Origin of the sequence: Tateyamaria pelophila, from assembly GCF_019966495.1 — a bacterium.
Taxonomy (GTDB): domain Bacteria; phylum Pseudomonadota; class Alphaproteobacteria; order Rhodobacterales; family Rhodobacteraceae; genus Tateyamaria; species Tateyamaria pelophila.
Map to the genome: position 1 here is coordinate 21,440 of NZ_JAIMIA010000047.1, position 15,359 is coordinate 36,798.

Below are 15,359 nucleotides of genomic sequence, written 5' to 3' on the forward strand. Positions count from 1 at the left end.
TCCTGTTTCAGGCCGAAGCCAGTTGAATGGGGGCCGTGGTTTCAGCGTCGTGTTCAAGATAGAAACGGCGCAGCAGGTTCTGGGCGGACAGCATCCGATACTCGGATGAGGCGCGCCAATCGCTCAGCGGTTTGAAATCCGTCGGCAAGGCGTCGGCGGCGTTCTCAAAGCTTGCCTCTGACCAGGAATGGCCAATGAGCGCGCGTTCGGCCGCCGACGCCCGTTTCGGGGTCGCAGCCATCCCACCGAAGGCGATGCGGCATCCGGTGATCGTGCCGTCTGTGACGGTCACATTGATCCCGACTGCGACGGACGAAATATCTTCATCCCGTCGTTTGGAAATCTTGTATACCGCGTTCAGGTCGTTGGCACCGGGCAGAGGCACACGGACGCTTTCGACAAACTCGCCGGCTACCCGATCCTGCTTGCCATAATCGATAAAGAAATCTTCGAGCAGAAGAACGCGGCGATCCGTACCGCGTCGCAAAGTGATCTCGGCGCCTAGCGCGATCAGCACCGGCGGCGTGTCTCCGATGGGCGATCCGTTGGCGATGTTGCCACCCACGGTACCCATATTGCGCACCTGCCACCCTGCGATCCGGTCCCAATAGGACGAAAGATGCGGCAGATGTTCGGACAGGCTTTGCTGGCAGTCGGTATAACTTGCCCCGGCACCCATCAGCAGCGCACCGTCTTTTGCTTCGACCGTTTTCAGATCATTGAGATGGCCAGTAAAAATCGCCGGGCCGATATTGCGCAGGAACTTGGTGACCCATAGGCCGACATCCGTCGCTCCGGCAACAATTGTCGCGCCGGGATATTCCAGCAGGCAATCTGCCAGATCGTCCACATCAGTTGGCAAGATGCTCAGGTTGTCTGGCGGCCCTGAAACGACCCGTTGTCCGCTCCGCAAGGCTTGCAGGCGCCCGGTAATCGCGGACCTTTCCGTATTGAGATAATCTGCGGCGGGCGATCCATACCGACTGACCGCGACGGCGGCCTTGATGATTGGGTCATATCCGGTGCAGCGACACAGGTTGCCCTGCAAGGCGCTTTCCACCTGCGCTTCGGTTGGTTCCGGCACTTCCATCCAGAGCGCATAAAGCGACATGACGAAACCGGGCGTGCAGAAGCCGCATTGGCTGCCGTGATGGTCCACCATTGCCTGTTGAACCGGGTGCAATCGCCCTTCCGGCCCAGAGAGATGTTCGATCGTCACCACGTGGCAGCCATCCACGGATGCCAGAAACCGTATGCATGCGTTGACGGGCGTGTAGACCAAACCGGCGTCCGACAAATGGCCGACCAGCACGGTACAGGCACCGCAATCGCCTTCTGCGCAACCTTCCTTCGTGCCCGTCAATCGACGTTCAATGCGTAGAAAATCGAGAAGGGTTTGATCCGCGCCGACAGCCCCAAGTGAGGTGTCTTTGCCGTTCAGCAAAAATCGAATGTCTGTGCGGTGTGTCATGGTTTGTTCCCTCTTGTCCCGGATGGAAGGACGATCAGCCTAGTTTGATCTTATGGGAAGTCATTGCATTAACAAATGGCCATTATCGGCAAATACTTTCAACAGTACGTTGATAATGAACCGTACAGATGCAAAGTTAATCCGACCCGACCAAAAGGTGAGCATGTCCTATATCGAGAGTCTGCGCGTATTTGTCCGCGTCTTGGAACTTGGCAGCATCACGTCTGGCGGGCGCGACCTCAGACTGACGCCCGCGGTCGCCAGCAAACGCATCAAAGAGCTTGAAAAGAAGCTGGGCGTGCGTTTGTTCAACAGGACGACCCGGTCGATCACACCGACGGAAGTTGGTCTGGTCTTCTACGACGAGGCAAGGGGCATCTTGCTCGCGCTGGACACAGCCGAGGCCAAGGTCGCCAATTTTTCAGCCAAACCGCGCGGCGCGATCCGTGTCACGGCCCCCCTTGGTGTCGGGCGCAGGATTGTCGCGCCCATGGTCCCCGATTTTGTCGACGCTTATCCGGAAACACAGGTGCGCATGCGCCTGTCCGACCGCAAGGTGGATATCCTCGCAGATGGTCTGGACGTGGCCTTTTTCATCGGCGAGCCGAGCGATTCCAATATGAAACTGCGCAAAATTGCGGATTGCGCGCGCGTGCTCTGTGCCGCGCCTGCGTATTTATCCGAATTTGGCGTGCCTGAAGTGACCGAAGACCTTCTGGATTCGACTCATAACTGCCTGCTCCTGCGCTATCCGCGGTCGCCGGAATATTTCTGGACGTTGCAAACGGACATGGGTCCGCGGAAACTTGAAGTGAGCGGGAAATACGACGCCGACGACGGGGATGTCTTGACAGATTGGGCGTTGGCGGGGCGCGGTATCGTCAACAAACCGCGTTTCGACGTTGCAGAACATCTGACCAGCGGGCGCCTCGTCGAAGTCTTGCCGAACGCGCCACCCCAGCCGACGATCTTTGGATGTTTGTATCCACACAAGAGATTGCAGGACCCGAAGGTGCGCCTTTTCGTCGACCATATCGCTTCTCGCAGCAAGGCGATATTTGCCTGACAGTCACCAAACCGGCCGCACCTAACAGGTTGAGCGTATGACCAGATCCGAAGAACAACACTGGTTCTCCTGCACCATTTCAGGCGAAATGATGGACTGCACCAACGCCGCGCCGCCGAGCGTTCCGATCATCTTGGCGGGTATACGGATCGTCGTGATGGCCGGTTCGACCTCTTTGGAGCCTTTGAAATCCCCGACCCCGGTGACGGCAATGTCTTCGGGCACCTTCAACCCCAAGGATTGCGCCGCATAGATCGCGCCGAGGGCAAGAATGTCATTGCCGCAAACGATCACATCCGGCCTGGCTTGGGATGTGAGATACTCAATCACGACCTTCTTGGCGGAAGAAATGCTGTAGAACGTTTCCAGTCGGTCCACCGGATCAGGGGCAGCACCCCTTTGCTGCAGCATTTGCATGACGCCATCCGCCCGAGAGGTCGCACGGTCATTCCCGTCCAACGGCGGAAACAGCGTCGCAATCTTGCTATGACCCCGATCCAACACATGCCGCGCGATTTTACAGCCCGCCTCATGGTTGTCCGCCCCAACGCAAATCAACCGCGAAGTTGGCGCATAATTCCAAAGCGAAACGGTCGGGATTCTCTGGCTTTCGATCAGGTTGTACACCTCTTCGGAGTGGTGCAGGCCAACAACGGCCACACCATCAACCCGATGCTCCAGAAACTTGCGCAATACGTCATATTCCTGTGCGTCGTCATAGTTGTGCGTACCAAGCAGGATCGTGAACCCGTGTGAGCCGACTTCGTCAGCAAAGGCCTGTATCATTTCCGCAAAGATCGTGTTGTCGATCGTCGGAACGACAAGGCCAATCGTCCCGCTGCGAATGCCATGAATGGTTTGCGCCGCACGATTGCGGATATAGCCGAGTTTTTTCACTGCCCTGTCGATCTTGCGACGAGTCGCCAGTTTCACCAGTTCAGGCCGATTGAAAAACCGCGATACGGTCGCCGGAGACACTTTTGCCGCGAGTGCGACAGCTACAATATCGGCTTTTTTGTTATTTTTATCAGACATCTATCTCGCAAAAATCAGAATTTTATGAAAACATTTGCAAAACTATTTTCATGATTTAGCCTGAGACGTCAATTGCAGTTCTGGGGGAGGATCTGGCGTTTGGAATTCGTAGGCTATCTTGGTGACGTCTTTTTGCCGTTCAATTTCCTGCTGCTGTTGCTGGGCACAATTGGCGGGCTGATCCTCGGTGCGACGCCTGGCCTTTCACCGACGATGGCTGTGGCCCTGCTTATTCCGTTCACGTTTCAACTGGCGCCAGCGCAGGGTCTTATCCTGCTGGGTGCTGCGTATACATCGACCGTCGCGGGCGGTGCCGTCAGTGCGATCTTGCTCAAGATCCCCGGCGCACCTGCGAATATCGCAACCACGCTCGATGGCCACACGATGGCGCAAAAGGGCCAAGGCGCAAAGGCGTTGCAACTCTCCTTTCTGGCCTCGGCGGTCGGGGGGATATTCGGCGTTCTGCTGCTGATTTTCCTGACACCAGTGCTTGCGAAATGGGCCTTGGCATTTGGCCCGTCACACTTGTTCTGGTTGGCCATCCTTGGGGTTACAGTGATCGGCACGCTGGATTCCAGCTCGGTGGTCAAAGGGTTGTTGTCCGGATGTATCGGCCTGTGGCTCGCCACTATCGGCTTTGATGACATCATGGGGGCGCAACGGTTCATCTTTCATCCGGCATTGGGCGGCGGGATCAACGTGATCCCCGCCTTGATCGGACTTTTTGCCATCCCGCAAGTCATCACGATGTTCGCAAAGGGCCGGGCCTCTACAGCCGCCGAGGTTATCGTGGTCCAGAAAAGCCCGATCAAGGAAGCCATTGCCGAGGTATTCAAGCGCAAGCGTGCATTGGCCATCGGCACAGGCGTGGGGAGTATCATTGGCCTCATCCCCGGCGTGGGCGGGCAGATCGCGGGCCTTGTCGCTTACGATCAATCCAAGAAGTTCAGCCCCGAAGCCGAGAAGTTCGGCACCGGCCATAGCGAGGGCGTGATTGCAGCCGAAGCCGCAAACAACGCGATGGTCGGCCCGTCACTGGTGCCCCTGCTGACGCTGTCGATCCCCGGATCGCCAACGGCCGCCGTTTTGCTGGGTGGCCTCCTGATCCATGGAATTTTCCCGGGGTCTGACCTCTTTGACAACCACCCGGATGTGGCGTGGACCTTTATCAACTCAATGCTGATCGGTCAGGTTTTGATGTGCATCTTTGGGCTTTATGTGGCGGGGCTTGCTGCCAGCGTTGCGCGCGTTCCCCACTCGGTCATGGCGGCTGTGGTTCTGGGGTTGGCGGTTTTCGGCAGCTATTCAGTGCAGAATTCGATGGGCGACGTCTATGTCATGGCGACGCTGGGCGTGGGGATGTACTTCCTTGAACGGTTCGGATTTTCCGCCGCACCTCTGGTGCTTGGCCTGATCCTTGGCCCGATTGCCGAGGCGAACTTCATCCAAGGCTCGATGATCGCAAACGCAACCTCCAGCATCACAAGCTACTTCTTTACCGGCCCGCTGAACCTGACGCTGATCGCGATCGTGGTCGCCTCTGTCGGCTATTCCTTCTGGATGGAGCTTCGCAGCCGCCGCTACACCTCGAAAGAGGAGATCATGGGATGAACGATCTGCCCCGCAACCAGCATATTATCGCGTCAGGCGTCGTCGCCGCCGTTGGCATCTGGGTCACCTATGTCAGCTATACGCAAGAGCCTGCCGCCGCATTCCTGTTTCCACGCATGATCTCGACCGTCTTTGTCGTCCTTGCGCTCTGGACGTTCGGCAAAGCGGTGATGGGCCGCAGCAAGGTCGGCGCGGGCCTGTCAGCCGCAGCCATGAAGAACATCGCGCCGGGGCTGATCGTCGCCCTGATCTATATCTTCTGGGCGGCCCGGGGGCTTGGCTTCTACACGGCCTCAACGATCACATTCTTCATACTGCTCAGTCTTTACGATCCCGCACCGCATGCTGAACTGCGCTCGTGGATCAAACGCATTATCATCACCGCTGGATTTCTGGCGGTGATGTACGCCCTCTTCGCGGGCCTTTTGAACGTCTACACCCCGCGAGAGATATTTTTCTGAATCGCAAGAGCGGCAGATCAAACCCAAGGGAGGAACTACAATGAAAAAATGGATCGCAGGGGCCGCCACGGCCCTCATGACACTGACCGGAGCAGCCTTCGCGGAAGGGCATGGCGATTACCCGGATCGTCCCATCATGCTGATGGTCAGCTATGGCGCGGGCGGCGCCACGGATTTTCAGGCGCGCATCGTGACCATGACCGCCGGAAACGAAGACGCGTTGGGTGTGCCCATCGCCATCATCAACAAACCGGGAGCGGGTGGCCGCGTCGGCTGGAACTGGCTTGCGTCCCAAGCCGAAGCGGACGGGTATACGCTGGGGGCCTACAACATTCCGCACTTCATCGCGCAATCGATCGAGGGCGGCGTGAGCTATACTGCCGACAGCTTTGAGCCCATTGCGAACTGGGGGGCGGACCCCGCCGTGTTTGTCGTAGCCGCTGACAGCCCTTTCAACTCGATGCAGGATGTCGTGGATTATGCCAAGGAAAATCCCGGCGGGCTGACATTTTCCGGCGCTGGTCTGTTTGTCGGGCATCACATCGCTGCGTTACAGTTGGAAAAAGCGGCGGGTGTCAAACTGGCCTATATCCCCAGCAATGCGGGTGGTGCAGGCGCGATGAAATCAGTCATCGCTGGCGAAGTTCTGGGCGGGGTGAACAACCTGTCGGACGCCTTCCGGGCGCGCGAAGCGGGCAACGTCAAGGTCCTCGGGGTCTTTGATCTGGAGCGCAACAGCTTCATGGAAGACGTACCGACGATGGCCGAACAGGGCTTTGACATCGACAACGCGTCCGTCAACTTCCGAGGGGTGATGGTGCCCAAGGGAACACCGCAGCCCGTGATCGACCACTTGGCAGCCGTTGTGCCGACGATGTTCGAAAACAGCAGCGTTCAGGGCAAAATGTCAGCCGGTGGCAGCCCGATGCACGTCATGACCCGCGAAGAGGTTCAGGAAATGTGGACGGCCCGTCAAGCGACGCTTCAAGAGCTGCTTGCTGGCCTGTGAAGTCTGACGAAGGGGCGCGACGTTGCGCCCCTTCACCAACCAAAGGATGCACGAAATGACCACAACAGACCCGATCCAGCATGTAGAGGATATGGTTGCCCGTGCGCGCGCCGCCCAACTGCGGTTCGAGGCAAATGGCAGTCAGGCACTGTACGATCGGGCAGCGGCGGCAGCCGCCTGGGCCATCATGGAACCGTCCCGCAACGAAGCATTGGCCAGGCTTGCGGTCGAAACGACCGGGCTGGGCAATGTTGCCGACAAGATCATCAAGAACCATCGCAAGACCCTGGGTCTGATGCGCGATATCCAGCAGGCCAAGACATACGGCGTGATCAGTGATGACCCGGAAACCGGCCTCACGAAAATTGCGCGGCCCATCGGCGTGATCGGTGCGGTTGTTCCGTCCACGAACCCCGGCGCCACGCCGGCCAACAACATCATCAACGCGCTGAAATGCGGCAACGCCATTGCCGTATCGCCGTCCCCGAAAGGTGTACCGACCTGTGAGGCTTTGCTGGGATACATTCACGCCGAGTTCGACAAATCCGGGATTGACCGCGATCTGGTGCAGATGATCCCCGGTCGCGGCTCCAAGGAAACAACGCAACGGCTGCTCGAAATCTCGGATATGATCGTCGTGACCGGCAGCCAGAACAACGTGCGCCGCGCCTATACGTCGGGCACGCCGGCGCTGGCCGTCGGGGCCGGCAACGTGACCGTTATCGTCGATGAAACCGCCGATCTGACAGCGGCGGCCCAGAAAATCGCAGCTTCCAAGACATTCGACAACGCAACGTCCTGTTCGTCAGAGAATGCGATTGTGGTGATCGACGCGGTTTATGACGCCTTTGTCGCCGAGATGGCCGAGGCCGGGGGCGCGCTGATCACGGATGACACCCGCATCATCGAAAAGCTATGGGTGAAGGGCCACCTCAACCCCCGCGCCATCGCGCAAGATGCAGACAAGTTGATTGCGGCGCTTGGCCTCACAGGAGAAGTGCCGGAAGACACGCAATTCATCGCAGTGGAGACGACCGGCATCGGTCCGGATCATCCGCTGTCCGGTGAAAAACTAAGTCGCGTTTTGACAGTATACCGCGCCACTGATTTCGACGATGCGGTCGACATCACACGCAAGGTGCAGTTGTTTCAGGGGGCGGGCCATTCCGTCGGCATTCACTCCACAGACACAACCCGCCCGATGACGCTGGCACAGGCCATCCCGACCAGCCGCGTCATCGTCAATCAGGCGCACACATTTGCCACGGGCGGTGCGTTTACCAATGGCATGCCCTTCTCGCTCTCCATGGGATGTGGGTCCTGGGGCGGCAACTCGATCGACGACAATCTGCATTGGAGACACTTCATGCAAACAACCAAGATCGTGCGCGAAATCCCAGCGCGCGAACCCAAGGTCGAGGACATCTTCAAGGACTACTGGGCGGAGACCGGCGGATGATCCTTGATCTGCAAAATCCACCGAGAGGCACAGTTCGAGACTGGATTGACCATCGCGCGGCCCAAGGTGGCGTCGCCATGGTCTTCCCCGAAACCGACGAGATGCTGGAGTGGGGCACATTGCGATCCGAGGCCATCGCAATCGCGAGGACACTCACTGCCGCAGGCGTGGCCAAAAGCGAAAGCGTCGCGATCGTCCATCCCAACGGTCCGGAGGGGATTACCGCGCTTTACGGGGTCCTGTATGGCGGCTTTCGCGCAACGATGATCAACCTCGCGGCTGGACGGGACGCCATCAACTATGCGCTGGGTCACAGCGGCGCGCGATTTGCCTTTGTGCACGAGAGCGCCGCCGATCTGTACCACTCTGCTGCACCGGATGGCTTGACGCTCGTATCCGGAACCGCCGAAACTGACATCGCCCTGCATGCTTTGGCAGCCGAAGATCATGCACTTTTGATGTACACATCAGGCACGACGGGAAAGCCGAAGGGTGTCGTTCATACCCATGCCAGCCTTTTGGCGGGCGGATGGACCACGACAATCGCCCACGCGCTGACACCCGACGATCGCGGATTTTGCGTCTTGCCGCTGTATCATATCAACGGGCTTTGCGTCTCCTTGATGGGATCGCTCGTCTCAGGCGGATCGCTTGCGGTTGTATCCCGTTTTTCGGCCAGCCAATTCTGGCATCAGGCTGAGCGCGCGCACGTCACGTGGTTTTCAGTTGTCCCAACGATCATCAGTCACCTGCTGCACAGTGCGGAAAACCCGGATCCGGATTGTATCGAACGGTTGCGCTTTGGCCGCTCCGCGTCGTCCGCGCTGGCCGTCGAGACGCAGCGCACCTTCGAGAACCGCTTTGGCGTTCCCATCATCGAAACCATGGGGCTGACCGAAACCGCGGCCCAGATCCTGTCGAACCCCTTGCCACCCGGTCTGCGCAAAATCGGCTCGCCGGGGCTTGGCTATGGTAATCAGGTCTGCATCCTCGCCCCGGACCAAAGCGAATGCGCGCGCAACACAGAAGGTGAGATCGCGGTCAAAGGCCCGAATGTGATGTTGGAGTATCTGAACAACCCAGAAGCCACCGCCGCGACGTTTACCGGCGATTGGCTGCGCACCGGTGATTTGGGCAAGATGGACGATGACGGCTACGTCTATGTCACGGGCCGGATCAAGGAATTGATCATCAAGGGCGGCGAAAACATCGCCCCACGCGAAATCGACGAAGCCCTCTATTCCCATCCCGATATCATAGAGGCCGCCGCCTTCGCCCGCCCCTGCGCCACCTATGGCGAGCGGGTCGAAGCCGCCGTTCGTGTGGCAGAGGGCTCAACGCTTCAAGAAAGCGATTTGATCGAGGCCTGCCGAGAACGACTGGGCGCGTTCAAATCTCCGGATGCGATTTTCTTTCTGGACGAGTTGCCCAAAGGCCCGTCGGGGAAAATTCAGCGCCTCAAACTGGCCGAAGCTCTCAAGGGCTAGGCGCGGGGGTCACGAAAAAACCCGTCATTCACGCCTCACGTCACCACCCGACAGGTCAGATTGATCCGCCCGCCCTTTGGCAACAGCGACGACGACCCGAACCTGATCCGATCCACCCCGTGATAGGTCAGGCGCGCCGCACCGCCCATCACCACCACATCACCGGACTCGAGCCAGAGCGATTCCGTCTTGCCGCCCCGTGTCTTGTTTCCAATACGGAAAAGACCCGCATCACCCAGAGACACCGACAAAACCGGCCACGAAAAATCCGCCTCGTCGCGATCCTGGTGCATGCCCATGCGCGCGCCTTCCCCGTAATAGTTGATCAAGCAGCAATCGGGCGCACGCTCCAGTCCGGTCAGATCATGCCATAACGCCAAAACGGCGGCCGGAATTGGGGGCCATTTCGTACCATGCGGATGGGTCGGGGCATAACGATACCCCGTTTTGTCCGCATACCACCCGACCGTGCCGGCAGACGTCATATGGACCGACATCGGTTTGCCATAGGGCGTCTGTGGCGAAAACATCGGTGCTTGCGATGCAACAGCGCGTACATCTTCGACCAAAGAAATTTGTGCCCTGACATCCAAATATTCCTTGTAGATGTCAAAACCCCTTATTTTTGCCCGCATTTTCGATAACCTTGGCGAATATGTGCAAATTTGCTGTTTTGGACTCCGCTACAGTGGTTGCAGCGTCAAATGACCCTCCTTATATACGGCCCAGCGCGCAGGGAAACTTGCGCATTTCATTGCGTGGCGTCGATGCCGAAACGGGTCGCCGCCTCGTGTCATCGCCTTGAACGAACATGAGGGATCGAAAACATGGCCAAAGTAATTGGTATTGACCTAGGAACGACAAACAGCTGCGTCGCAATCATGGATGGCAGCCAACCCCGCGTTATCGAAAACGCAGAAGGCGCACGTACGACACCGTCGATCGTCGCATTTACCGAAGGCGAACGCCTGGTCGGGCAACCCGCCAAACGGCAGGCCGTCACAAACCCCGACAACACCATTTTTGGTGTGAAGCGTCTGATCGGTCGTCGCAACGACGACCCGGATCTGGCGAAAGACAAGAAAAACCTGCCATTCAACGTCATCGACGGCGGCAACGGCGACGCGTGGGTCGAAGCGCGCGGCGAAAAATATTCTCCCAGCCAGATTTCTGCCTTCATCCTCGGCAAGATGAAAGAGACAGCGGAAAGCTATCTTGGCGAAGACGTGACCCAGGCGGTCATCACCGTCCCCGCCTATTTCAACGATGCCCAGCGTCAGGCCACCAAAGATGCGGGCAAAATTGCCGGTCTGGAAGTGCTGCGGATCATCAACGAACCGACAGCCGCTGCCTTGGCGTACGGTCTCGACAAAGAGAACACCCAAACCATTGCAGTCTATGACCTTGGCGGCGGTACCTTTGACGTAACCATCCTCGAAATTGACGATGGCCTGTTCGAAGTGAAATCGACCAACGGCGACACCTTCCTGGGTGGCGAAGACTTCGACATGCGCATCGTGAACTACCTCGCGGAGCAGTTCAAAAAAGAGCATGGCGTTGACCTGACCCAAGACAAGATGGCCCTGCAGCGCCTCAAGGAAGCGGCGGAAAAAGCCAAGATCGAATTGTCATCGGCCAATCAGACCGAAATCAACCAGCCGTTCATCTCGATGGGCTCGAACGGCCAGCCGCTGCACATGGTGCTGAAACTGACCCGCGCCAAGCTGGAACAGTTGGTTGGGGATCTGATCAAGGCATCAATGAAACCTTGTGCCGCCGCTCTGAAAGACGCCGGTCTCTCCGCCTCCGACATCGACGAAGTTGTTTTGGTCGGTGGTATGACACGGATGCCCAAAGTGGTCGAAGAAGTGACCAAGTTCTTTGGCAAAGAGCCGCACAAGGGTGTGAACCCTGACGAAGTGGTTGCCATGGGTGCCGCCATTCAGGCCGGCGTTCTGCAAGGTGACGTCAAGGACGTTGTCCTTCTCGACGTGACACCATTGTCGATGGGTATCGAAACTCTCGGCGGTGTGTTCACACGTCTGATCGACCGGAACACCACGATCCCGACCAAGAAGTCGCAGATCTTCTCGACCGCCGAAGACAACCAGAGCGCCGTGACGATCCGGGTCTTCCAAGGCGAGCGCGAAATGGCTTCGGACAACAAGATTCTGGGCAACTTCAACCTGGAAAACATCCCGCCAGCTCCACGCGGCATGCCACAGATCGAGGTGACCTTTGACATTGATGCCAACGGCATCGTGTCGGTTGGCGCCAAGGACAAAGGCACCGGCAAAGAGCAGCAGATCACGATTCAGGCATCCGGCGGTTTGTCGGATGAGGACATCGACAAAATGGTCAAGGACGCCGAGGAAAATGCCGAGGCGGACAAAGAGCGTCGCGAGTTGATCGAATCGAAGAACCAGGCCGAAAGCCTCATCCACTCGACCGAAAAGTCGATGGAAGAGCATGCGGACAAGGTCGATCCGACAACGATCGAAGCCATTGAACTGGCGGTTGCCGCGCTCAAGGACGAGTTGGAAACAGACAACACCGACAAGATCAAGTCGGGCATCCAGAACGTCACGGAAGCAGCCATGAAACTGGGCGAAGCGATCTATAAATCAGCGCAGGAAGACGGCGACGCAGAGCCGACAGCCGCTGATGAACCAGGCTCGCGCGATGACGACATCGTAGACGCCGAGTTCGAAGATCTGGACAACGACAAGCGCGCTTAATCTTGCGCGCCAGGGAACCAATCACGGGGCCGGTCCACATCGGGCCGGCCTCAGACGTTCCAGCAAAGGATATGATCCATGGCAAAACGTGACTACTACGAGGTGCTTGGCGTCTCAAAAGGGGCAAGCGCCGACGAGATCAAAAAAGGCTACCGTGCAAAGGCCAAGGAACTGCACCCGGACCGGAATGCAGACAATCCAAACGCGGAATCCCAATTCAAGGAAGCCAACGAAGCCTACGACGTCCTGAAGGACGGCGACAAAAAGGCGGCCTATGACCGCTTTGGCCATGCCGCCTTCGAGGGCGGAATGGGTGGCGGACGTCCCGGCGGCGGCCAGCAAGGCGACTTTGGCTCCGCGTTCTCCGACGTCTTCGATGATTTGTTTGGCGACTTCATGGGTGGCCAACGCGGAGGTGGTGGACGACGCGCAGCGCGCGGATCTGATCTGCGCTACAATCTTCGGATCAACCTCGAAGACGCGTTCTCGGGCATGCAGAAGACCGTCAATGTACCGACATCCGTTGCCTGTGACGGCTGTAAAGGATCAGGCGCCGAGGGCGGATCCGAGCCGACCACATGCCCGACCTGTTCCGGCATGGGCAAGGTGCGCGCGCAGCAGGGCTTTTTCACAGTGGAACGGACCTGTCCCACATGCTCCGGCATGGGCCAGATCATCAAGAACCCGTGTAAAAGCTGCGGCGGCGCCGGTCGCGTAGAGAAAGATCGGTCGCTCAGCGTGAATATTCCGGCCGGGGTTGAAACCGGCACGCGCATTCGTCTTGCAGGCGAAGGCGAGGCGGGAATGCGGGGCGGACCGACAGGTGATCTCTACATTTTCATTGATGTGGCAGAGCATAAACTCTTTGAACGGGACGGCTCGAACCTCTTCTGTCGTGTCCCTGTGTCCATGGGGACCGCGGCACTGGGCGGGTCCATCGAAGTGCCGACGATTGACGGCGGACGCGGACGGGTTCAAATCCCGGCCGGGTCTCAATCAGGTCGGCAAATGCGACTGCGGTCCAAAGGTATGCCTGCCCTGCGTGGCGGTGGCTTGGGCGACATGTTCATCGAGCTTGCCGTAGAGACGCCAGTGAATTTGACAAGTCGTCAGAAAGAATTGCTGCGCGAATTCGAAGACCTCTCCGAAGAGAACAATCCTGAATCCTCCAGCTTCTTTTCGTCGGTCAAATCGTTCTGGGACGGCATGAAGGGCTGATGTAGCGATCAAGGACTACCGGTAGGGCGGGCTAAACCCCGCCTTACTTGGGCCCCGTAAGGCGGATTTTAATCCGCCACGCTTTCCTATATGCTCCGAGAATGCGCTTGACCTCAGGAACCACCACGTTGCGCCGTTTGCAGCCTGCTGACCTGTCGATCTTTCAAGCCTATCGCCAAGATCCAGACATTGCCCGCTATCAAGACTGGGAAGCGATGTCAGACGCGCGGGCCACCGGTTTTCTCACTCATATGGCCAGGATCACCCCATTGATGCGTCTCGGTCAGTGGGCGCAAGTGGCCGTCACACACACAGAGACTGACGTTTTGATCGGCGATATGGGTCTGTACCTTTCTGAGGACGGAACGGAAGCCGAAGTGGGCATCACCCTTGGCGCTGCGCAGCATGGACAAGGGCATGCCACCCGCGCTGTACGATTGGCATCACAGTTTCTTTTCGATGAAACTGAAATCGCACACATCAGGGCCTATGCGGATGTGCGCAATACACCATCGCGGGCCTTGATGAAACGCGCAGGTTTTACACAAACAGGCACCTCGACCACGGCTGGTGTTAAAGAAGCTGTGTTTCTCTTGAACCGCCCCTAGCGTCGACTGGCCGGACTCTAAAACATTTTGTCAGATCATTAACCCGGCGCTACCCAAAGGCACCCATGCTTTTCGCATGTCCCAATTCTCAGAACGTCCCCTTCCCTTTGACCTCGACGAAGCCGCGCCTGTTCTAATCCCAAAGGGTAAAACGCCATCTTACATGGCCGACCATCGCAAGCGTTTGCGCACCAGGTTTGTGCAGGGTGGCGCGCAGGCAATGCCCGACTACGAACTTCTCGAACTCATCCTGTTTCGGGCCATCCCGCGACAGGATGTGAAACCGTTGGCGCACAGCCTGATGGCTGCGTTCGGGGATTTTAACCGCGTGATCACGGCACCGGTGGAGCGGTTACGTGACTTCAAAGGTATCGGTGAGGCCGTCATCACCGAATTCAAAATCGTCGAAGCCGCGGCCCAGCGACTCGCGCGCTCGAAAGTTCTGAACAAACAGCTTATTTCAAGCTGGGATGCACTGATCGACTATTGCCACACGACCATGGCCCACCGCGAAACAGAGCAGTTCCGGGTGCTCTTTCTGGATCGCAAGAACGTATTGATCGCAGATGAGGAACAGGCCAAGGGCACCGTCGACCACGTACCCGTTTATCCCCGCGAAGTGGCGAAACGGGCGCTCGAACTGAACGCGTCGGCCCTCATCCTGGTGCACAACCACCCGTCGGGCGACCCAACGCCAAGTCAAGCCGACATCGACATGACCCGCCAGATGGAAGCGGCCTGCGCCGCGCTCGGCCTGACCTTGCACGACCATTTGATCGTCGGAAAATCGCGCGAGCTCAGCTTCAAATCCGAAGGATACCTCTAAAGCATTTTGCATTTAATCTGAGGCATATCCGGCGGCTTTGAGAAAGTTCCAGCATTCTACTGGTTCGTAGAGATCGCAGATGTCGCCAAGCGCTTCAAACAAGGCATCGTAGGTTCTGGCTCCGATGCGCCGCAGATGGGATTTGAGCTTTGAGAATGCCATTTCAATTGGATTGAGGTCCGGACTGTAAGCAGGCAGAAACAAGAACCAGCAGCCGCGCTTGCGCAGAACTTCGGCTGCGCGCGGACTTTTGTGGGTGGACAGATTGTCCAGGATCACAACGGTGCCGGGGTCGAGCACCGGAGCGAGTTGTGTTTCGATGTAGGTGTCGAATGCCGGGCCGTTCATCGCGCCTGTGATGACCCAAGGC

The 15,359-nt window shown here is 58.0% G+C and carries 14 protein-coding genes; 10 read left to right on the top strand and 4 right to left on the bottom strand.

The genetic code is table 11. From position 1 onward, the window contains the following. Nucleotides 1-7: 7 nt before the first annotated feature. Nucleotides 8-1,471 (bottom strand): xanthine dehydrogenase small subunit, encoded by a 1,464-nt coding sequence (gene xdhA, locus LC354_RS14960; protein WP_223425140.1) that lies wholly within the window; start codon nucleotides 1,469-1,471, stop codon nucleotides 8-10. A gap of 163 nt (nucleotides 1,472-1,634) precedes the next feature. On the opposite strand from xdhA, the gene LC354_RS14965 reads away from it, so the two are divergent. Next, a complete protein-coding gene (locus LC354_RS14965) occupies nucleotides 1,635-2,537 on the top strand; it encodes a LysR family transcriptional regulator (protein ID WP_223425141.1) in 903 nt (300 codons plus the stop codon). Between the two features lie 21 nt (nucleotides 2,538-2,558). Here LC354_RS14965 and LC354_RS14970 read toward each other — a convergent pair whose 3' ends face one another. Further along, on the bottom strand, nucleotides 2,559-3,572 hold the full coding sequence (locus tag LC354_RS14970; RefSeq protein WP_223425143.1) for a LacI family DNA-binding transcriptional regulator: 1,014 nt from the start codon (nucleotides 3,570-3,572) through the stop codon (nucleotides 2,559-2,561). 99 nt (nucleotides 3,573-3,671) lie between these two features. Between LC354_RS14970 and LC354_RS14975 the strand changes: the two genes are divergently transcribed. Genes LC354_RS14975 through LC354_RS14995 form a run of 5 tightly spaced genes read left to right on the top strand, consistent with a single transcriptional unit; the run spans nucleotide 3,672 to nucleotide 9,599 of the window. Further along, the gene (locus LC354_RS14975) at nucleotides 3,672-5,183 is read left to right on the top strand and encodes a tripartite tricarboxylate transporter permease (RefSeq protein ID WP_223425145.1); all 1,512 of its coding nucleotides are present in this window, start codon (nucleotides 3,672-3,674) and stop codon (nucleotides 5,181-5,183) included. Continuing rightward, nucleotides 5,180-5,644 carry a tripartite tricarboxylate transporter TctB family protein gene (locus tag LC354_RS14980; protein WP_223425146.1) on the top strand — a complete coding sequence of 155 codons (465 nt, stop codon included), beginning with the start codon at nucleotides 5,180-5,182 and terminating at the stop codon, nucleotides 5,642-5,644. The genes LC354_RS14975 and LC354_RS14980 overlap by 4 nt, the downstream gene beginning before the upstream one ends. A gap of 40 nt (nucleotides 5,645-5,684) precedes the next feature. Then, nucleotides 5,685-6,653 carry a tripartite tricarboxylate transporter substrate binding protein gene (locus LC354_RS14985; protein WP_223425148.1) on the top strand — a complete coding sequence of 323 codons (969 nt, stop codon included), beginning with the start codon at nucleotides 5,685-5,687 and terminating at the stop codon, nucleotides 6,651-6,653. A 22-nt stretch (nucleotides 6,654-6,675) separates the two neighbouring features. After that, nucleotides 6,676-8,112 carry an acylating sulfoacetaldehyde dehydrogenase gene (gene sauS, locus LC354_RS14990; protein ID WP_223425149.1) on the top strand — a complete coding sequence of 479 codons (1,437 nt, stop codon included), beginning with the start codon at nucleotides 6,676-6,678 and terminating at the stop codon, nucleotides 8,110-8,112. Beyond that, on the top strand, nucleotides 8,109-9,599 hold the full coding sequence (locus LC354_RS14995) for an AMP-binding protein (RefSeq protein ID WP_223425151.1): 1,491 nt from the start codon (nucleotides 8,109-8,111) through the stop codon (nucleotides 9,597-9,599). Before sauS ends, LC354_RS14995 begins: the two co-directional genes overlap by 4 nt. Nucleotides 9,600-9,634: 35 nt before the next feature. On the opposite strand, the gene LC354_RS15000 is transcribed toward LC354_RS14995, so the two are convergent. After that, nucleotides 9,635-10,234 carry an alpha-ketoglutarate-dependent dioxygenase AlkB family protein gene (locus LC354_RS15000; RefSeq protein ID WP_223425153.1) on the bottom strand — a complete coding sequence of 200 codons (600 nt, stop codon included), beginning with the start codon at nucleotides 10,232-10,234 and terminating at the stop codon, nucleotides 9,635-9,637. A 192-nt stretch (nucleotides 10,235-10,426) separates the two neighbouring features. Here LC354_RS15000 and dnaK point away from each other — a divergent pair, with 192 nt between their 5' ends. The 4 genes from dnaK to radC all read left to right on the top strand — a co-directional run bounded on the left by dnaK (nucleotide 10,427) and on the right by radC (nucleotide 14,989). Continuing rightward, on the top strand, nucleotides 10,427-12,337 hold the full coding sequence (gene dnaK, locus LC354_RS15005) for a molecular chaperone DnaK (RefSeq protein WP_223425155.1): 1,911 nt from the start codon (nucleotides 10,427-10,429) through the stop codon (nucleotides 12,335-12,337). 78 nt (nucleotides 12,338-12,415) lie between these two features. Then, nucleotides 12,416-13,555 (top strand): molecular chaperone DnaJ, encoded by a 1,140-nt coding sequence (gene dnaJ / locus LC354_RS15010; protein WP_223425157.1) that lies wholly within the window; start codon nucleotides 12,416-12,418, stop codon nucleotides 13,553-13,555. Between the two features lie 101 nt (nucleotides 13,556-13,656). After that, the gene (locus LC354_RS15015; RefSeq protein WP_223425159.1) at nucleotides 13,657-14,163 is read left to right on the top strand and encodes a GNAT family N-acetyltransferase; all 507 of its coding nucleotides are present in this window, start codon (nucleotides 13,657-13,659) and stop codon (nucleotides 14,161-14,163) included. A 76-nt stretch (nucleotides 14,164-14,239) separates the two neighbouring features. Continuing rightward, entirely contained in the window at nucleotides 14,240-14,989 is a 750-nt protein-coding gene (gene radC, locus LC354_RS15020; protein WP_223425160.1) for a RadC family protein, read from the top strand. Nucleotides 14,990-15,001: 12 nt separating this feature from the next. On the opposite strand, the gene LC354_RS15025 is transcribed toward radC, so the two are convergent. Next, nucleotides 15,002-15,359: transposase (locus LC354_RS15025; protein WP_223423163.1), on the bottom strand; the 358-nt coding region annotated here is incomplete at its 5' end.